The organism is Streptomyces amakusaensis (genome assembly GCF_039532665.1).
In the GTDB taxonomy this organism is placed as follows: Bacteria; Actinomycetota; Actinomycetes; order Streptomycetales; family Streptomycetaceae; genus Streptomyces; species Streptomyces amakusaensis.
Window position 1 is genome coordinate 236997 of record NZ_BAAASB010000004.1, and the last position, 18177, is coordinate 255173.

An 18177-nucleotide genomic window follows, 5' to 3' on the forward strand; every position below is an offset into this window, starting at 1 on the left:
GGTACGGCGGGGGCCCGGGCGGGCGGTGCGCGCCCGGGACCCCGCCGCCGTCTCAGCTCTCGGTGATCCTTCCGTCCGTCACCCGGATCCGGCGGGTGGTGCGCACCGCCTCCAGCATCCGGCGGTCGTGGGTCACCAGCAGCAGGGTGCCGTTGTACGAGTCGAGCGCCGACTCCAGCTGTTCGATCGCGACCAGGTCGAGGTGGTTGGTGGGCTCGTCCAGTACGAGGAGGTTGACGCCCCGGCCTTGGAGCAGCGCGAGCGCGGCCCGGGTGCGCTCTCCCGGGGAGAGCGTGGTCGCCGGGCGCAGCACATGGGCCGCCTTCAGCCCGAACTTGGCCAGCAGGGTGCGCACCTCCGCCGGCTCGGTGTCGGGGACGGCGGCGCAGAAGGCGTCGAGCAGGGTCTGGGGGCCGTGGAAGAGGCCTCGGGCCTGGTCGACCTCGCCGACGACGACACCCGGGCCGAGGTGGGCCGAGCCCGAGTCCAGGGGGAGCCGGCCCAGCAGGGCGGCGAGCAGGGTGGACTTGCCGGAGCCGTTGGCTCCGGTGATGGCGACGCGGTCGGCCCAGTCGATCTGGAGCGAGGCGGGTCCGAAGGCGAAGCCGCCGCGCCGCACGGCGGCCTCGCGGAGCGTGGCGACGACGGAGCCCGAGCGGGGGGCGGCGGCGATCTCCATCCGCAGCTCCCACTCCTTGCGGGGCTCCTCCACGGTGTCCAGGCGTTCGATCATGCGCTGGGTCTGGCGGGCCTTGGCGGCCTGCTTCTCGCTGGCCTCGCTGCGGAATTTACGGCCCAGTTTGTCGTTGTCGCCGGCCTTGCGGCGGGCGTTCTTGACGCCCTTGTCCATCCAGCCGCGCTGCATCTGCGCGCGGCCCTCCAGCGCGGACTTCTTGTCGGCGTACTCCTCGTACTCCTCGCGGGCGTGCCGCCGGGCGGTCTCCCGCTCCTCCAGATAGGCGGTGTATCCGCCGCCGAAGAGGGTGACCTGCTGCTGGGCGAGGTCGAGTTCGAGGACCTTGGTGACCGTGCGGGTGAGGAACTCCCGGTCGTGGCTGACGACGACGGTGCCGGCGCGCAGTCCGCGCACATAGCTCTCCAGCCGGTCCAGGCCGTCGAGGTCGAGGTCGTTGGTGGGCTCGTCCAGGAGGAAGAGGTCGTAGCGGGAGAGCAGCAGGGAGGCGAGGCCCGCGCGGGCGGCCTGGCCGCCGGAGAGGGCGGTCATCGGCAGCTCCAGGCCGACGGTGAGTCCGAGCGTGGCGGCGGTGTCCTCGGCGCGCTCGTCCAGGTCCGCGCCGCCGAGCGCGAGCCAGCGCTCCAGGCTGGTGGCGTAGGCGTCGTCCGCGCCGGGCGCGCCCTCGACCAGGGCGGTGGTCGCCTCGTCCATGGCGATCTGGGCGGCGGCGACGCCGGTGCGGCGGGCGAGGAACTCCCGTACGTTCTCGCCGGCCCGGCGCTCGGGCTCCTGCGGGAGGTGTCCGACGTTCGCGGCGGGCGGCGAGAGCCTCAGCTCGCCGTGCTCGGGGCGGTCGAGCCCGGCGAGCAGCCGGAGCAGGGTGGATTTCCCGGCTCCGTTGACGCCGACGAGACCGATCACGTCGCCGGGCGCGACGACGAGATCGAGGCCGGTGAAGAGCGAGCGGTCGCCGTGGCCGGCGGCGAGGTCCTTGGCGACGAGTGTGGCAGTCATCAGACTGCCGATTCTAGGGCCTGTCTGACAAATGTCGACGTCCGCCCGAAGGGCGGGGTGCGCGGCGTCCGGTGCGTGCAATCGCAAGGCGGAGGATCATCCTCGTACTGGACGTACTTGGATGACTCCGACAACGCGGCGAGTGTGCGTGCCGGGCGTCGCGCACCAGGCGAGATTTGCCAGACAGGCCCTAAGGGGCCGCCGGTCCGGTCCCGGTGGCCAGGGGCTTCAGGGCGGCGCGGTAGAGGTCGCCGCGGAAGCGGAAGGGGCCCGTTCCGGGGAAGCCGTCGTGGTCCGGGCCGGTGTGGAGGGAGGTCTGCCAGGCGAAATCGCGCCAGATGACGTCCGGGCCGGCCCGTTCGACGACGGCGGTGACCATGCCGCACTCCAGCGACCGGCACTCGGGGCAGCCGTACAGAGGACACCGTCCGCCGGCCAGGGGAGCGGGCCGCTCCAGCAGCAGGGCGGGCGTCCGGGCGGTGAGGATCACCGGGCGCACATCGGCCGCGAGCGGGGAGACCGCGCCGGATTCGCTGAGCAGGAGGAGCAGGGGCCGCCCGGCGACGATGAAGTCCATGAATTCCCGGTGCGCGGGCTGGGCGCCGTCCGGCGGGACTCCCCCGGTCCGCGTCACCGGCGCCAGCCCGAAGGTCGCGTACTCGGCAGACATGTGCCGAGTATCCCCGGCCGTCGCCGGTGCCCCGGCGGTGCGCCGCTTCGCTACGGTCGCCGTATGAGCGGCGATGTGATCGTGGTGGGGGGCGGGGTCAGCGGGCTGGCGACCGCCGTGGTGCTGGCCGAACGCGGGCTGCGGGTGCGTGTCTGGACCCGGGAGGAGGCGGAGCGGACGACGTCGGCGGTGGCGGGCGGGCTGTGGTGGCCGTACCGGATCGAGCCGAAGGAGCAGGTCGCCGACTGGTCGGCGACGACCCTGCGGGTGTACGAGGAGTTCTCGCGGCGGCCGGACGAGACGGGCGTACGGCTGGTCGCGGGTGTGCTGGCCGGGCAGTCGCCCGGGGCGCTGGGGGCGTGGTCGGCGCAGGTGGCGGGCTTGCGCGCGGCTCGCCCCGATGAGCTGCCCGGCGGACACACGGAGGGGGTACGGGCGCGGGTGCCGCTGGTTGACATGCCTGCTCACCTGGGGTGGCTGCGGCGGCGGCTGGAGGCGGCGGGCGGCTCGGTGGAGCTGCGCGCGGTGCGTTCGCCGGCCGAGGCGGCCCGCGAGGCGGGCGCGGCGGGGACGGTGGTCAACTGTGCCGGCCTGGGCGCGCGGGAGCTGGCTCCGGACGAGGGGGTCCGGCCGGTGCGGGGCCAGCTGGTGGTGGTGGAGAACCCGGGCGTGGAGACGTGGTTCGTCTTGGCGGACGGGGAGTCGGCGCGTACGACGTATCTGCTGCCGCAGCCGGGCCGGCTGATCCTGGGCGGTACGGCGGAGGACGGCGCGTGGGGCATGGAGCCGGTGCCAGCGACGGCGGAGGCGATCGTGGCGCGCTGTGCCCGGATACGCCCCGAGGTGGCCGGGGCCCGGATCCTGGCCCATCGGGTGGGGCTGCGCCCGGCCCGGGCGGCCGGGGTCCGTATCGAGCGGGAGACCCTGCCGGGCGGCGGGACGGTGGTCCACAACTACGGCCACGGAGGCGCGGGCGTCACGGTCGCGTGGGGCTGTGCCCGGGCGGCGGCGGCCCTGGTGCCGGGCGGCTGACCCGCGTACCCCGCGGTGCTCCCGGTCAGCGCTCCGGCGGGGTGGGGCGGCGGCTGTGCGGGGTGTCCCGGGGCGCGCGGGGCTCGGCCTCGCGCAGGGGGCCGGGGTCCCCGTACTCGGCGCGGAGCATGAACCAGCCGACCACCGCGGAGATCATGAGGGCGAGGGTGAGGAGGGCGGCGATCCAGCTGTCGGCGAGGGTGAGCACGAGGACGACGACGGCGAGGACCGCCCCTGCGGTCCGTTTCCCGTTTCGGCGGAACGACATCTGACGGTTTCCCCCCGGGAGCGCTGTCTCGGCCGGCTGTCCGACCTCATCGACGCGCCGGGACCCTTCGGCGGTTCCGCCGCGCGCTCCGGGAGGGGTACGGAACCGGCGGGACGGGCCCGCCGGTTCCGTACGGCCGCTTCGGTACGGCCGCGGCTACTTCGGGCCGACCGGGTCCCGGCCGTCCGCCGGGCCGTCGCCGGGGCCGATGCGGATCTCGAAGCCGCCGTCGTACTTCTCGTGGCCCGCGATCACCGCCGACTCGACCATCTCGGTGCCCATCTCGCCGCGCACGATCAGCGGGTCGTGGCGCAGGTCGCGCATCAGGGCCACGCACATGCCCACCATCACGACGACGAAGGGCGCGGCCACGAGGATGGTCAGATTCTGGAGGCCCGCCAGGGCGTCGCCGGTGCCGTTGCCGATGAGGAGCATGATGGCCGCGACCGCGCCGGTCACCACGCCCCAGAAGACGACGACCATCCGGGAGGGTTCGAAGGTGCCCTTCTGGGAGAGGGTGCCCATCACCACCGAGGCGGCGTCCGCGCCGGAGACGAAGAAGATGCCGACCAGGACCATCACCAGCAGGCTCATCGTGGTGGGGATCGGGAACTGCTGGAGCACCGCGAAGAGCTGGCCCTCGGGTGTCGCCTCGTCGCCGAGCCGGCCGTCGTTCTGGAGGGTCATCGCGGCCCCGCCGAAGACCGCGAACCAGACCAGGCTGACCGTGCTGGGGACCAGGATGACGCCGCCGACGAACTGACGGATCGTCCGGCCCCGGCTGATCCGCGCGATGAACATGCCGACGAAGGGCGTCCAGGAGATCCACCAGGCCCAGTAGAAGACGGTCCAGCTGCCCAGCCAGTCGGCCACGCCCTCGCCGCCGGTGGCCTCGGTGCGCCCGGCGAGCTGCGGGAGTTCGCCGAAGTAGGAGGCGATCGAGGTGGGGAGCAGATCGAGGACGATGATGGTGGGTCCCGCGACGAAGACGAACAGGGCCAGCACCAGCGCCAGCACCATATTGGTGTTGGAGAGCCACTGGATCCCCTTCTCGACCCCGGAGACGGCGGAGACCACGAAGGCGACGGTGAGCACCGCGATGATGCCCACGAGCAGTCCGGTGCCGGTCTTCTCCATCCAGCCGAGTTCGTTGAACCCGCTGCTGATCTGGAGCGCGCCGAGGCCGAGCGAGGCGGCGGAGCCGAAGAGGGTGGCGAAGATCGCCAGAATGTCGATGAAGCGGCCGACTCCGCCGTGCGCGTGGCGTTCGCCGATCAGCGGCTCGAAGACGGCGCTGATCGTCTGCCGCCTGCGGCGGCGGAAGGTGCTGTAGGCGATGGCGAGCCCGACGACGGCGTAGATCGCCCAGGGGTGGAGCGTCCAGTGGAAGAGGGTGGTCGCCATGGCGATCTCCATCTTGTCCCCGGCGTCCTGGGGGTCGGTCCCCGGCGGCGGGGAGATGAAGTGCGCGAGCGGCTCACTCACCCCGTAGAACATCAGTCCGATACCCATGCCGGCGCTGAACATCATGGCGACCCAGGAGACCGTGCGGAACTCGGGCCCCTCGCCCTCCTGGCCGAGCGGGATCTTGCCGTAGCGGCTGATGGCGAGCCAGAGGGCGAAGACCACGAAGCCGGAGGCGCCGAGCACGAAGGCCCAGCCGCCGTTGTGGATCAGCCCGTTCAGCATGGCGCTGGAGATGTCCTGCAGCGCGTCGGTGGCGATCGATCCCCAGACCACGAAGGCCAGGGTGAGAACGGCGGTGACTCCGAAGACCACGCGGTCCGTCGAAGGGTGCCCGGTCTCCTGAGGATGACCGGGGAGCTCGGCCTTCTCGGGCCTCGCTCCCCGGTCGTCCGGTCCTTGTTCGTGCGACACGAGTGGCACCTTTCAGGGTTTGCGCGGAACGAACTGCTTTGTGCTCCGCTACCCCCTACCACAGGTAATGCACATGACCGGGGTCAACAGGCGGTAATGGGATGTCCCTTTGTGAGATGGAATGTCGCACGGGAGTCCAGCAGCAGCGGAATCAGCTTCCGCCGCGACTGGCGCAGGGGCACGAACACACCGTCGCCGTCGGGCCTGGACACGACTCCGTGCAGCGCCAGCTCGTCCCGGACCCGCTCGTACTGGGCCGCGTCCAGCCGGTAGCCGCAGGGCGGGTCCGCGAGGATCTCGCCGGGGGCGGCCGGATCGTTGTCCGCGCCGCCGAGATGGACCGGGCCCCGGTCCCGCAGGCCCTCCAGCCGGGCCGCCGAGGTCGCCCCGGCGATCTCGGCCCGCCGCTCGCGCGCGAAGGAGAGCAGCCCGTCCACCGCGATGAGCTGGCTGCCGACCCTGCGCCGGTTGTTCAGCGCCTCGTCGGCCTTCTCCTCCTCGGTCAGCGGGTCGACCCGGCTCTCCACCAGCAGTCCGACCATGCTCTTGACGCCCGAGGCGTTGCGCAGGATGCGCTCCTGGCCGTCGCCCGCGACCTGCCGGATCGGGTCCCCGGTCTCCGGGTCGGTCCAGATGCCGTACGTGCCGGTGGTGTAGCCCTCCTCGCGCGCCGCCGCGCGGACGTACCGGCCGGAGAGCGTCTTCGACTCGCGGTGCACATCGGGGTGGGTGTTGAGATTGCGCGGCCACAGGTCGAACAGCTGCTTGTCGTAGTACGGCGGGGTCGCGCCGTACTCGTGCAGGTCGTAGACGACGTCCGGCCGCCGGTCCCGGACGGCGAAGGCCAGCGCCCGCCCCTCGGCGGTCCTGAGCGCGAGATGGTCGCGGTTGATGTCGACGCCGTCGGAGTTGCCCCGGGTGTCGGCGGCCCGGCCGTCCGGGTTGGCGGTGGGGACGACCAGCACCCGGGTGTGCTCCAGCAGCCGGCGGGTGTCGCGGTCCCGGTCGAAGGCGAGGTCGCGGACGGTGGTCAGACAGGCGTCCCGGCCGGCGGGCTCGTCGCCGTGCTGGGAGCAGACCAGCAGTACGGAGACGGCGGCCCGCGGGTTTCCGACGCTGACGAGCTGGAGCGGCCGGCCCTGCCGGGTGGTGCCGATCCGGGTCACCGAGACCCGGTCGCTCGCGTGGTCGACGGCGGCGAGGAAGTCCTGCTCCTCGGCCTGGCCCGTCCAGCGGGCCCCTTCGCTCAGCTCGAAGCCGGTGCGCGGCGGACGGTGGGTGGCCTGGGCGGGGGCGGTGATCAGGGGCACCGCGAGCGCGGCGGCGAGCACGGTGACCGCGACGACGCGGTCGCGCCGCTTCATCGGGCCTCGCCTCCGGGGACCGGCCGGAACGGACGGGGACCGGCGACGCCTTCGAGCCCCGCCCCGTCCCCGGCGGGCGCGGCGGCCGGGGCTCCGGCGGCGCGGGCGAAGGCGGGCGCGCCGCCGACGACCGGCAGCTTCGCCGAGGTGCGCGCGAGGTCGACGGTGAGCGTCGGGGTGCTCGCCGGAGGTTCGATCAGATCCCGGTCGGTGCCCGCGAGGATCAGCGCCAGCCGGTGGCCGGCCGGGACGACATGGTCGGCGGCGTGCAGGTCGAGGGTGATGGAGTGCGGCCTGCCGGGGGTCAGCGGACGGCCCTCGCCCGCGTCGGCGTAGGTGCCGAGATCGGCCCAGCCCCGGCTGAAGACGGTGAGGCCGACGGCCTTGGTGTGTGCCTTCGTCTCCTTGTAGCAGGAGCTGTCGCCGGGGGCGCTCGCCCCCCAGCAGGTGCGCCCGGGGAGGGTGGTGATGCCTTCGCCGGACGCCGCGTAGTCGCGGATGACATCCGGGCCGAGATCGACGAGGACCGCCGAGAGATGGGCGGTCTCGGTGTTCGGGGTGACGGTGACCTTCACCGAGGAGGATCCGGAGAGCCGCAGATCACGTCCGAGGGGCCCGGTGACGAACCCGGCCTTGGCCGGGGTCGGGCGGTCGACGGCGGAGGCCCAGTCGATCTCGTCCAGGCTCCGGTCGTCGGTGAAGGTCTCGGCCGTGCCGGGGCGGGCGGGCCTCAGCGAGAGGGTGCCGACGCCCGGGACCGCGCCCCCGCCGGGGCGCACGGTGGTGACGGCGGTGGCGCGCGGCGGCCAGTGCCGGTCCGTGGACCAGCGGTCGGGGGCGCGCTCGATGTCGGCCATCGGCTCGTCCTCGACGCCGTTGTCGTAGCCGAGGAGATAGTGGTCGAACCAGCGGTGCAGGGTGTCCACCCACTCGGCGCGCCGGAAGTCGAAGGGGTCGACATGGCCGGCCTGGGAGAGCCAGACCTTCCGCTCCACGCCCGCGTCGGCGAGCGCGTCCCACCACTGGCCGAAGTGCTTGGCGCGGACGTTGAGGTCCTGCATGCCGTGGACGGCGAAGACGCTGGCCCTCACCCGGTCCGCGCCGGGCACATGGTCGCGCTCCTGCCACAGCCGGGTCAGATCGCCGCTGCGCGGAGCGCCGTCGATCAGCCGCTGCTGCACGGCCCCGCAGCGCTCGCGCGCGCCGGGACTGCCGACGTAGCGGGAGAGCCAGTCGGGTCCCGAGCCGAAGAGCGGCGCGCCCTGGGCGAAGTAGTAGTCGTACCAGGAGGAGATCGCGCCGATCGGGACGATGGTCCTCAGGCCCTCGACGCCGGTGGCGGCGACGCCGTTGGCGATGGTCCCGTCGTAGCTCTTGCCGATCATCCCGGTGTCGCCGTTGCTCCAGGAGGCGCGGGCGCGCTCGCCGCCGGTACGGCTGGTGTAGCCCTCGGCCCGGCCGCCGAGCCAGTCGACCACGGCCTTGGCGGACTGGATGTCGGAGCGGCCCCCGACATCGACGCAGCCGTCGGAGCGGTTGGTTCCGGCGAGGTCGACGGCGGCGAAGGCGTAGCCGCGCGGGACGAAGTAGTTGTCGTAGTGCAGCGGGAAGAGGACCGGGTTCCCTTGGGCGTCGTACGTCTTGCGCTGGCTCTCGTTGCCCCGGCCGCAGCAGGCGTAGTAGGGGCTGGCGTCCATGATGACCGGGATCCGCCGGCCCTGGCTCGCGGGCTCCCTGGGCCGGACGATGTCGACGGCCACCCGGTCCCCCCGTCCGTCGCCGTCGCCGTCGAGCCGGGTGTCCACCCAGACGGACTCGCGGATCGCGTTCTCGTACGAGTGGACGGGCTCGCTCCGGAGCGGTCCCGGGGCGGCCTGCGCGCCGGGCGGCGAGAGGAGCATGGACATCAGGGCGGCCGAGGCCGCCGCCACGAGCGATCTGTACGTCAAGCGGGTGACCCGCGCACCTATCGGCATGGGCGGACCGTACTCCCCGGTGGTGACGCGGCGACAGGGGGCGGGAGGGGCACGGTGCCCGGCGGGGCGGGCGGCGCGGGACGGATCGTGACGTGCGGGCAAGATTCCGGACACCTGGGTATTACCCGACGGTAACTGGTGCTGCTTTGATGGCCGTTCACCCCCTCCCCGACGTCAGGAGTCCTCATGCGGCCCTCCCTCCGCCGGTTCGCCGTCCCCGCCCTGGCCGCGGCGCTCGCCGCGACCGCCCTCGCCGGGCCGGCGGCCCCGGCCGCCGCCTCCGCCCCGGCGGACGGCCGTACGCCCGGGCTCTCGGTGCTGTCGTACAACGCCTTCCTGTTCTCCAGGACCGTCTCCCCCCACTGGGGGCAGGACCACCGGGCGTCCGCGATCCCCGCCGCGCCCTTCTTCCAGGGCCATGACGTGGTGGTCCTCCAGGAGGCCTTCGACAACTCCTCCTCGGACGCGCTCAAGCGGCACGCGGCCGACCGCTATCCGCATCAGACGCCGGTGCTGGGCCGGTCCACCGCGGGCTGGGACGCCACCGGCGGCGCGTACTCCGCCCTGACGCCGGAGGACGGAGGGGTGACGGTGCTGAGCAAGTGGCCCGTCGTCCGCCGGGAGCAGTACGTCTACCGGGACGGCTGCGGCTCGGACTGGTGGTCGAACAAGGGCTTCGTGTACGCGGTGCTGGAGGTGAACGGGGTCCGGGCGCATGTGGTGGGCACCCACGCGCAGTCCACCGACCCGGGCTGCCGCGCGGGCGAGGCGGCCCAGGTGCGGGCCCGGCAATTCCGTGAGCTGGACTCCTTCCTCGACCGCAAGGCGATACCCGCGTCCGAACAGGTGGTGGTGGCGGGCGATCTGAACGTGGACTCGCGGAGCGCGGAGTACGCCTCGATGCTCGCGGACGCGGGGCTGGCCGGGGCGGACGCCCGCACCGGGCACCCGTACTCCTTCGACACCGCGCGGAACTCGATCGCCGCCGAGCGCTACCCGGAGGATCCCCGCGAGGATCTCGACCATGTCCTGCACCGCGCCGGGCACGCGAGGCCGGCGGGCTGGGCCAATGAGGTGATCGAGGAGCGGAGCGCGCCGTGGACCGTCTCCGCCTGGGGGCGGACCCGTACGTACACCCATCTCTCCGACCACTACCCGGTGATCGGACGGTAGGGGTTTCCCCGCGGACGGCGAGCGGAACCGATGATTCCATGCACCCTTGTGTGCATGACAGGGCCATGCCACATTGAATCCGGCGAGCCGGACTCTGCCGGCCCCTGCTTCTCGGCACCCCCCACGGACCATCCCGAAGGAGAAGCCTCCATGAGACGCACGCTTCGCGCGCGCATCTGCCTGTCCGTTCTGCTCACCCTCCCCGCCCTCGGCCTCGGCACCGGGACCGCCGGAGCCGCCCCGGAACCGACGCCGGAGCCCGGTGTCACCGCCTCCGCCACCCAGTACGCCCTCGACACCCGGCTGGAGCGCACCCTCGGCGAGAACACCGGCGGCTCCTATCTCGACCCCGCCACCGGCGAGCTGGTGGTCACCGTGACCGACGCGGCCGCCGCCGATGAGGTGCGCGCCCAGGGAGCGCGCGCCGAGATCGTCGAACGCGACACCGCCCAGCTCCAGGACGTCATGGGCGTACTGGAGTCCCGGGCGAAGATCACCGGCACCTCCTGGGGCATCGACCCCTCCGTCAACCAGGTCGTGGTGGAGGCCGACCAGTCGGTCTCGGCCCGCTCCCTGGCCAGGCTCAAGGCGGTGGCGGCGGTCCTCGGCGACGCCGTGCGGATCGACCGGGTGCCCGGTGTCCTCACCCGCGAGGTGCTGGGCGGGGACGCGATCTACGGCGGCGGATACCGCTGTTCTGCCGCCTTCAACGCCACCGACGGCACCGACTACTTCTTCCTGAGCGCCGGTCACTGCACCAACCTGGCGACCAGCTGGTCGGCGACCTCCGGCGGCCCGTCGATCGGGACGGTCGAGGGCAGCACCTTCCCGACCGCCGACCACGGTGTCGTGCGGTACACCGACGGCTCCCAGCCGCCCGGCACTGTCAACCTCTACAACGGCTCCTCGGCGGACATCACCTCCGCCGCCGACGCCATCGTGGGACAGGCCATCCAGAAGAGCGGCTCGACCACCCGGCTCACCAGCGGCCGGGTCACCGCCGTCAACGTCACCGTGAACTACAGCGACGGCCCGGTCTACGGCATGGTCCGCACCACGGCCTGCTCGGCGGGCGGCGACAGCGGCGGCGCCCACTTCTCCGGCTCCACCGCCCTGGGCATCCACTCCGGCAGCTCGGGGTGCAGCGGGACCGCCGGCTCGGCCATCCACCAGCCGGTGAACGAGGCGCTCGGCGCGTACGGCGTGAACGTGTACTGACCCCGCCGGTCCGGGGCGGGGCCGCCCGGCCCCGCCCCGGACCACGCCCGACGGCACGATCCGCCGGTCCGGCCGGCACCGCGCGAGCGGGAGGTGCCGGCGCCCCGACGGCCTTTCACCGGGGCGGTGCGACAGCAATACTGTTGCACCGGGCGCCGATCGAGGACCGGCCGGGGAAAGCGAGGTGCGGCGATGGCGACCGGGGCCGAGACCGAGGAACCGACTCTCACCGTGGACGAGCTGGCCGCGCGGGCCGGGGTGACGGTCCGGACCATCCGCTTCTACGGCGGCCGGGGACTGCTGCCGCCCCCGGCGATCGGCCCGCGCCGGGTCGGCCGCTACGGCCCGGGGCATCTGTCCAGGCTGGCCCTCATCGAGGAGTTGCGGCACCAGGGGATGACGCTCGCCGCGATCGAACGCTATCTGGAGCGGCTCCCGGAGGATCTGAGCCCCCATGAGCTGGCCCTGCACCGGGCCCTGGTCGCCTCCTGGACACCGGACCCCGCCGAGCGGACCACCCACCCCGAGCTGGAGCGGCGGGCGGGCCGGCCCCTGACCGAGGAGGACGTCGACCGGCTCGCGGCGATGGGAGCCCTGCGGCGGACGGAAGGGACCGGCCGCTATCTGATCGACCCGGGGCTGCTGCGGCTCGGGGTGCGGCTGCTGGACGTGCCCATCGGGTACGAGACGATCCTCGCGGCCCGTACGGTGCTCGCGGAGCACACCCGCTCGGCGGCCCGCGAACTGACCCGGCTCTTCCGGGACGAGGTGTGGGAGCCCTACCGGGAGCGGGAACCCGGTCAGGAGCGGGTCGCGGCCATGCGCTCGCTCTCCGCGCCCATGCGCCCGCTGGTGGTCCAGGCCCTGGTCACCGCCTTCCAGCGGTCGTTGGGAGAGGAGCTGCGGACCGCGTTCGGCCCCGGGGGCGAGGACGCGGCGGAACATCCGGCCCCGCCGCCCGCTCCCGGGAACTCGGTGGCCGGTCCCGCGTCCCGTCCGTGATGATCGGCGGATGACTCGATACGTGCCCGAGGTGTCGTCGCTGGTCCGGCGGAAGGCGGTCGCGCTCGGCCCCGGGGGCGAGCGCTGGCTCGCCGGGCTCGGGGCGCTGGTGGCCGCCCTGGAGGAGCGGTGGTCGATCACCGCCGTGGAGGCGCTGGACGGGGGCAGCGAGGCGCATGTGGTGCGGGTGCGGACCGCCGAGGGGCGGGACGCCGTGCTGAAGCTGGCGTTCCCGGGGCCGGAGGGGCTCGGCGAGGCACACGTGCTGCGCGCGGCGGAGGGGCGGGGGTACGCGCGGCTGCTCGCCCATGACGCCGGGCGGAGCGCGCTGCTCCTGGAACCGCTGGGGCCGTCCCTGGCGGATGCGGGCCTCGGCCCGGAGCGGACGATCGAGGTGCTCTGCCGGACCCTGCGGGAGGCCTGGCGAACGCCCGTGCCGGCCGGAGTGCCGACGGGCCCGGGGACGGAGAAGGCCGCCCGGCTGGGACGGATGGTCGGCCGGCTGTGGGAGGAGCTGGGCCGCCCCTGCTCGCGGCGGGTGGTGGACCGGGCGCTGCTCTTCGCCGAGCGGCGCGCCGCCGCGTTCGACCCGGCGCGTTCCGTGCTGGTGCACGGCGATCCCCACCCGGGGAACGCGCTGCGGGTGCCCGTGCCCCGGGCCGGGGCCGAGTCGGGATTCGTCTTCGTCGACCCCGAGGGGTTTCTCGCCGATCCGGCCTACGACCTGGGGGTCGTGCTGCGGGACTGGTGCCCGCAGCTGCTGGCGGGGGACGCGGGGGCGCTGGCCGGGCGGTACTGCGAACTGCTCGCGGACGGTACGGGCGTGGACCGGCGGGCCGTCTGGGAGTGGGGTTTCCTGGAGCGCGTCTCCACCGGGCTCTACACCCTGCGCCACGGTGCGGAGGACATCTCCCGGCCGTTCCTGGCGAGCGCCGAGCGGCTGGTGTGAGACCAGGGGCCCCGGGCCCCTGCCCACCCGTCGTGGCCGTCCTACCCGCTCTGGCCGCCGAAGCGCTCCCCCCGCCCGGCCTTCGCCAGCAGCAGCGCGGGCGGCTCGAACCGCTCGCCGTACCGCGCGGCCAGTTCGCGCGCCCGGGCGGCGAAACCCGGCAGGCCGCCCTCGTACCCGTCGATGTACTGAAGCACCCCGCCGGTCCACGGCGGGAACCCGATGCCGAGCAGCGAGCCGATGTTGGCGTCCGCGACCGAGGTCAGCACGCCCTCCTCCAGACAGCGCACGCTCTCCAGGGCCTCGGCGAAGAGCAGCCGCTCCTTCAGATCGGCGAACGGGATCTCCGTGTCCGCCCGGGTGAAGTGGGTGCGCAGCCCGGGCCAGAGCCCGACCCGCCCGCCGTCCTCGCCGTAGTCGTAGAAGCCCGCCCCGCCGGCCCGGCCGGTCCGCCCGAACTCGTCCACCATCCGGTCGACGACCGCGTCCGCCGGGTGCCCGGTCCAGACGCCGCCGGACTCCTCGACCGCCCGGCGGCTCTCCTCGCGGATCGCGCGCGGCAGGGTGAGCGTCAGCTCGTCCGTCAGCGAGAGCACCTTGGCCGGGTAGCCGGCCTGGGCGGCGGCCTGTTCGACGGAGGCGGGCTCGACTCCCTCGCCGACCATCGCGACGCCCTCACGGATGAAGGTGCCGATGACCCGCGAGGTGAAGAAGCCGCGCGCGTCGTTGACCACGATGGGCGTCTTGCCGATCCGCCGCACCAGGTCGAAGGCGCGGGCGAGCGCCTCGTCGCCGGTGGCCCGCCCCTTCACGATCTCGACCAGGGGCATCTTGTCGACCGGGGAGAAGAAGTGCAGCCCGATGAAGTCGGCGGGCCGCTCGACGGACCCGGCGAGCAGGCTCACGGGCAGGGTGGAGGTGTTGGAGCAGAGCAGGGCGTCCGGCTCGACGATCCCCTGGATCTCCCGGAACACCTCGCGCTTGAGGGCGGTGTCCTCGAAGACGGCCTCGATCACCGCGTCGCACCCGGCGAGATCGGCGGGGTCGGCGGTCGGGGTGAGGCGCGCGAGGACCGCGTCGCGCTCGGCCGGTGTCGTACGGCCCCGGGCCACCGCTCGGTCGAGCAGGCGCGCGGAGTGCGCCTTGCCGCGCTCGGCGGCCTGGAGCGAGACGTCCTTGAGGACGACGTCGATCCCGGCGCGGGCGCAGGAGTGGGCGATGCCCGCGCCCATGGTGCCCGCGCCCAGGACGGCGACCCGGCGCACCGGGCGCGGCTCGACGCCCGCCGGGCGGGCGGCCCCGGAGTTGACGGTCCGGAGGTCGAAGAAGAACGCCTGGATCATGTTCTTGGCGATCTGTCCGGTGACCAGTTCGGTGAAGTACCGGGCCTCGACGGTCTGCGCGGTCTCGAAGTCGACCTGCGCCCCCTCGACGGCCGCCGCGAGGATCGCCCGGGGCGCGGGTCCCGGCGCGCCCCCGGTCCGCTTGCGCAGATTGGCGGGGAAGGCGGGCAGCTCGGCGGCGAGCCGGGGGGTGGCGGGGGTGCCGCCGGGGATGCGGTACCCCTTGGCGTCCCAGGGCTGGGCGGATTCGGGGTGGGCGTCGATGAAGGCGCGCGCCTTGGCGAGCATCTCCTCGGCGGTCGTGGCGACCTCGTGGACCAGCCCGTTCTCCAGCGCCCGCCGGGGGGTGTGCCGGGTGCCCTGGAGCAACACCTCGAGCAGGGCGTCGGCGATGCCGAGGAGGCGTACGGAGCGGGTGACTCCGCCACCGCCGGGCAGCAGCCCGAGGGTGACCTCGGGCAGGCCGATCCGGGAGCCGGGCGCGTCGAGCGCGATGCGGTGGTGGCAGGCGAGGGCGATCTCGTAACCGCCGCCCAGGGCGCTGCCGTTGATCGCGGCGACGACGGGTTTGCCGAGGGTCTCGATCCGCCGCAGGGCGTGCTTGACGGCCATGGAGGCGTCGAAGGCCTCCTGGGCCCGGTCCGGACCGATTCTGATCAGATCCTTGAGGTCGCCGCCCGCGAAGAAGGTCTTCTTCGCGGAGGTGACGATGATGCCCCGGACGGAGTCCCGCTCGGCCTCCGCGCGCTCGGCGATCGCGGTGAGGGAGTCGCGGAACACCTGGTTCATGGTGTTGGCGGTGCTCCGGGGGGCGTCCAGGACGAGGGTGACGACACCGCTCTCGTCCCGCTCCCAGCGGATGGCGGTGGTCCCCGTGCACCGCTCGGGGTGGTCGGGGCTCGTGACGGGTTCCGTGCTCGCGCTCATGGCGGGTCTCTCCAGGAGGTCCGGTCGGGAGGGGGCTGAGGACTCGGGCCGCGGCCAGGGCCTGTCGTGTGGATCAGGCCCTAGACGACGCGCTCGATCACGGTGGCGATCCCCATCCCCCCGCCGACGCAGAGCGTGGCGAGGCCGTACCGCTTCTCCCTGCGCTCCAGTTCGTCCACGAGGGTGCCGAGGATCATCGCCCCGGTGGCACCCAGCGGATGCCCCATGGCGATCGCGCCGCCGTTGACGTTGACGATGTCCAGCGGGACGCCGAGATCGCGGGCGAAGCGCAGCACCACCCCGGCGAACGCCTCGTTGATCTCGATGAGGTCGATGTCGTCGATCGTCAGCCCGGCCCTGGCCAGCGCCTTGCGGGTGGCGGGGGCGGGGCCGGTGAGCATGATGGTCGGTTCGGAGCCGGAGACGGCCGCGGAGACGATCCGGGCGCGCGGGGTGAGCCCGTACCGCTCGCCGGTCTCCTTCGAGCCGACGGCGACGAGCGCCGCGCCGTCCACGATGCCGGAGGAGTTGCCCGCGTGGTGGACGTGGTCGATCTTCTCGACCCAGTGGTACTTCTGGAGCGCGACGGCGTCGAAGCCGCCCAGGTCGCCGATGGTCGCGAAGGCCGGTTTGAGGGCGGCGAGGCTGTCGGCGGTGGTGCCGGGGCGCATGTGCTCGTCGTGGTCGAGCACGGTCAGCCCGGCCCGGTCGCGGACGGGGACGACCGAGCGCGCGAAGCGGCCGTCCTTCCATGCCTCGGCGGCGCGCTCCTGGGAGAGGGCGGCGTACTCGTCCACATCGCGGCGGGTGAAGCCCTCGACGGTGGCGATGAGGTCGGCCCCGATGCCCTGGGGGACGAATCCGACCGAGAGATTGGTCATCGGGTCGGCGAACCAGGCGCCGCCGTCGGACGCCATCGGCACCCGGGACATCGACTCCACCCCGCCGGCCAGCACCAGGTCCTCCCAGCCGGAGCGGATCTTCATCGCCGCCATGTTGACCGCTTCGAGGCCCGAGGCGCAGAAGCGGTTCTCCTGGACCCCGGCCACGGTGTCGGGCAGCCCCGCCGCGATGGCGGCGATCCGGGCGATGTCGGAGCCCTGGTCGCCGACCGGGCCCACGACACCGAGCACGATGTCGTCCACGGCCGCCGGGTCGAGCCCGGGGAAACGGTCCCTCAGCTCGTGGATCAGACCGACGACGAGATCGATCGGCTTGGTGCCGTGCAGCGCGCCGTTGGCCTTGCCGCGCCCGCGCGGGGTGCGGATCGCGTCGTACACATACGCTTCGGTGCTCACGTCGACAGCCTTTCGGGGGTACGGGGCCGGGTGCCGGGTCGGTCGGGGTACGGGCGGGCGGCCGTCACCCGGTGCGCGGGGGCAGGCCCCAGTCGCGGGCGACTTCGGCGCTGTCCGCGCCGGGCAGCGCGGGGCCGGTGCGCACCGAGCCGGGGGTCGCCGAGAAGCGGGGCGCGGGCGCGGGCTGGGTCACCCCGCCGTGGTGGACGAAGGTGCCCCGGGCGGCGAGATGCGGATGCCGGGGGGCCTCGGCCAGCGACAGCACGGGGGCCACACAGGCGTCCGTCCGGTCGAAGACGGCCGCCCACTGGGCGCGGGTACGGGTCTTGAAGGCGGCGGCGACGACGGTGCGCAGCTCGTCCCAGCGGGAGAAGTCCTTGCGGGCCGGGGCCTCGTCCGCGATGCCGAGGAGGCTGACGAACTCGTCGTAGAACCGCTTCTCCAGCGCCCCGACCGCCATGTATCCGCCGTCGGCCGTCTCGTAGCAGCCGTAGAAGGGGCAGCCGCCGTCGAGGAGGTTGGCCCCGCGCCGGTCCTGCCAGCCGCCCGCCGCCATCATCGCGTGGATCATGGTGGTGAGATGGGCCGTCCCGTCCACGATGGCGGCGTCCACGACCTGGCCCGCGCCGCCCTCGGTCCGGGCGTGCTGGAGGGCCGCGAGGACGCCGATGACGAGATAGAGCGAGCCGCCCGCGTAGTCGCCGACGAGATTGGCGGGGACGGCCGGCGGCTCGTCGGGCCGGCCGATCATGCCGAGGGCGCCGGTGACGGCGATGTACGCGATGTCGTGGCCCGCCCGGTCGGCGAGCGGACCGTCCTGGCCCCAGCCGGTCATCCTCCCGTACACCAGCCGGGGGTTGCGGGCGAGACAGGCCTCCGGGCCCACGCCGAGGCGTTCGGCGACGCCGGGCCGGTAGCCCTCGATCAGGATGTCGGCGCGCTCGGCGAGGTCGAGCACCTGGGCGGGGCCGTCCTCGGCCTTGAGGTCGATCAGCACGGAGCGCTTGTTGCGGTTGGTGAGATCCCGCGCCGGGTCGATGGCGAGCCCCGCGCCGCCGGGCCGGTCCACTCGGACGACATCGGCCCCGAGGTCGGCGAGGAGCATCGCGGCGAACGGGCCCGGCCCGATGCCCGCCAGCTCCACGACGCGGACCCCGGCGAGCGGGCCGTTCCCCGTCGGTTCCGTCGTGGTCACGGTCGTGCTCATCGAGCCCCCAGCCTGGATATGACACAACTGATGTAACACCAGCGATGGTAAGAACACGTTTCAGTACATACAAGGGGCGGGCCCGGGCGGAGCCCCTGATTCACCCCCGCCGGGACCGGTTCGCGGCGGGAAAGTCACCAGAGCCCTCGGCCCGATTCGCGTCTTCTTCGCGGGTGCCCCCG

General features: G+C 73.6%; 14 protein-coding genes. 5 read left to right on the plus strand and 9 right to left on the minus strand.

Features of this window, described 5'->3' with window-relative positions; translation table 11 throughout:
• Positions 1–52 precede the first annotated feature (52 nt).
• Together ABD371_RS08590 and ABD371_RS08595 are read right to left on the minus strand one after the other, a co-directional pair.
• Complete coding sequence (locus tag ABD371_RS08590) at positions 53–1690, minus strand: ABC-F family ATP-binding cassette domain-containing protein (RefSeq protein ID WP_344474520.1); 1638 nt, start codon at positions 1688–1690, stop codon at positions 53–55.
• A gap of 190 nt (positions 1691–1880) precedes the next feature.
• On the minus strand, positions 1881–2360 hold the full coding sequence (locus tag ABD371_RS08595; RefSeq protein WP_344474522.1) for a hypothetical protein: 480 nt from the start codon (positions 2358–2360) through the stop codon (positions 1881–1883).
• Between the two features lie 63 nt (positions 2361–2423).
• Here ABD371_RS08595 and ABD371_RS08600 point away from each other — a divergent pair, with 63 nt between their 5' ends.
• Positions 2424–3392, plus strand: a complete 969-nt coding sequence (locus ABD371_RS08600; protein WP_344474524.1) for an FAD-dependent oxidoreductase — start codon at positions 2424–2426, stop codon at positions 3390–3392.
• A gap of 25 nt (positions 3393–3417) precedes the next feature.
• Here ABD371_RS08600 and ABD371_RS08605 read toward each other — a convergent pair whose 3' ends face one another.
• The 4 genes from ABD371_RS08605 to ABD371_RS08620 form a co-directional block, all read right to left on the minus strand.
• On the minus strand, positions 3418–3660 hold the full coding sequence (locus ABD371_RS08605; RefSeq protein ID WP_344474526.1) for a hypothetical protein: 243 nt from the start codon (positions 3658–3660) through the stop codon (positions 3418–3420).
• A gap of 156 nt (positions 3661–3816) precedes the next feature.
• Entirely contained in the window at positions 3817–5538 is a 1722-nt protein-coding gene (locus tag ABD371_RS08610; protein ID WP_344474528.1) for a BCCT family transporter, read from the minus strand.
• An 83-nt stretch (positions 5539–5621) separates the two neighbouring features.
• Complete coding sequence (locus ABD371_RS08615) at positions 5622–6902, minus strand: M14 family metallopeptidase (RefSeq protein ID WP_344474530.1); 1281 nt, start codon at positions 6900–6902, stop codon at positions 5622–5624.
• Positions 6899–8878 carry a Xaa-Pro dipeptidyl-peptidase gene (locus tag ABD371_RS08620; protein WP_344474532.1) on the minus strand — a complete coding sequence of 660 codons (1980 nt, stop codon included), beginning with the start codon at positions 8876–8878 and terminating at the stop codon, positions 6899–6901. The genes ABD371_RS08615 and ABD371_RS08620 overlap by 4 nt, the downstream gene beginning before the upstream one ends.
• A 186-nt stretch (positions 8879–9064) precedes the next feature.
• Here ABD371_RS08620 and sph point away from each other — a divergent pair, with 186 nt between their 5' ends.
• From sph to ABD371_RS08640, 4 genes are all read left to right on the plus strand, one after another.
• Positions 9065–10051: a sphingomyelin phosphodiesterase gene (sph, locus tag ABD371_RS08625; protein WP_344474534.1), complete on the plus strand. Its 987-nt coding sequence runs from the start codon at positions 9065–9067 to the stop codon at positions 10049–10051.
• Positions 10052–10201: 150 nt separating this feature from the next.
• On the plus strand, positions 10202–11269 hold the full coding sequence (locus tag ABD371_RS08630) for a S1 family peptidase (RefSeq protein ID WP_344474536.1): 1068 nt from the start codon (positions 10202–10204) through the stop codon (positions 11267–11269).
• Positions 11270–11461: 192 nt separating this feature from the next.
• Positions 11462–12271: a MerR family transcriptional regulator gene (locus ABD371_RS08635; protein WP_344474538.1), complete on the plus strand. Its 810-nt coding sequence runs from the start codon at positions 11462–11464 to the stop codon at positions 12269–12271.
• 10 nt (positions 12272–12281) lie between these two features.
• On the plus strand, positions 12282–13220 hold the full coding sequence (locus ABD371_RS08640) for an aminoglycoside phosphotransferase family protein (RefSeq protein ID WP_344474540.1): 939 nt from the start codon (positions 12282–12284) through the stop codon (positions 13218–13220).
• A 41-nt stretch (positions 13221–13261) separates the two neighbouring features.
• Here ABD371_RS08640 and ABD371_RS08645 read toward each other — a convergent pair whose 3' ends face one another.
• The 3 genes from ABD371_RS08645 to ABD371_RS08655 form a co-directional block, all read right to left on the minus strand.
• Entirely contained in the window at positions 13262–15490 is a 2229-nt protein-coding gene (locus ABD371_RS08645) for a 3-hydroxyacyl-CoA dehydrogenase NAD-binding domain-containing protein (protein WP_344474542.1), read from the minus strand.
• A gap of 80 nt (positions 15491–15570) precedes the next feature.
• Positions 15571–16788 (minus strand): acetyl-CoA C-acetyltransferase, encoded by a 1218-nt coding sequence (locus ABD371_RS08650; protein ID WP_344474543.1) that lies wholly within the window; start codon positions 16786–16788, stop codon positions 15571–15573.
• A gap of 64 nt (positions 16789–16852) precedes the next feature.
• Positions 16853–17995, minus strand: a complete 1143-nt coding sequence (locus tag ABD371_RS08655; protein WP_344474545.1) for a CaiB/BaiF CoA transferase family protein — start codon at positions 17993–17995, stop codon at positions 16853–16855.
• Positions 17996–18177: the final 182 nt, after the last annotated feature.

What these genes read in the sequence shown, in the direction of transcription:
- ABD371_RS08590 (WP_344474520.1), bottom strand. Translation starts at nt 1,690, where the DNA reads ATGACTGCCACACTCGTCGCCAAGGACCTCGCCGCCGGCCACGGCGAC.
- ABD371_RS08595 (WP_344474522.1), bottom strand. Translation starts at nt 2,360, where the DNA reads ATGTCTGCCGAGTACGCGACCTTCGGGCTGGCGCCGGTGACGCGGACC.
- ABD371_RS08600 (WP_344474524.1), top strand. Translation starts at nt 2,424, where the DNA reads ATGAGCGGCGATGTGATCGTGGTGGGGGGCGGGGTCAGCGGGCTGGCG.
- ABD371_RS08605 (WP_344474526.1), bottom strand. Translation starts at nt 3,660, where the DNA reads ATGTCGTTCCGCCGAAACGGGAAACGGACCGCAGGGGCGGTCCTCGCC.
- ABD371_RS08615 (WP_344474530.1), bottom strand. Translation starts at nt 6,902, where the DNA reads ATGAAGCGGCGCGACCGCGTCGTCGCGGTCACCGTGCTCGCCGCCGCG.
- ABD371_RS08620 (WP_344474532.1), bottom strand. Translation starts at nt 8,878, where the DNA reads ATGCCGATAGGTGCGCGGGTCACCCGCTTGACGTACAGATCGCTCGTG.
- sph (WP_344474534.1), top strand. Translation starts at nt 9,065, where the DNA reads ATGCGGCCCTCCCTCCGCCGGTTCGCCGTCCCCGCCCTGGCCGCGGCG.
- ABD371_RS08630 (WP_344474536.1), top strand. Translation starts at nt 10,202, where the DNA reads ATGAGACGCACGCTTCGCGCGCGCATCTGCCTGTCCGTTCTGCTCACC.
- ABD371_RS08635 (WP_344474538.1), top strand. Translation starts at nt 11,462, where the DNA reads ATGGCGACCGGGGCCGAGACCGAGGAACCGACTCTCACCGTGGACGAG.
- ABD371_RS08640 (WP_344474540.1), top strand. Translation starts at nt 12,282, where the DNA reads ATGACTCGATACGTGCCCGAGGTGTCGTCGCTGGTCCGGCGGAAGGCG.
- ABD371_RS08645 (WP_344474542.1), bottom strand. Translation starts at nt 15,490, where the DNA reads ATGAGCGCGAGCACGGAACCCGTCACGAGCCCCGACCACCCCGAGCGG.
- ABD371_RS08655 (WP_344474545.1), bottom strand. Translation starts at nt 17,995, where the DNA reads ATGAGCACGACCGTGACCACGACGGAACCGACGGGGAACGGCCCGCTC.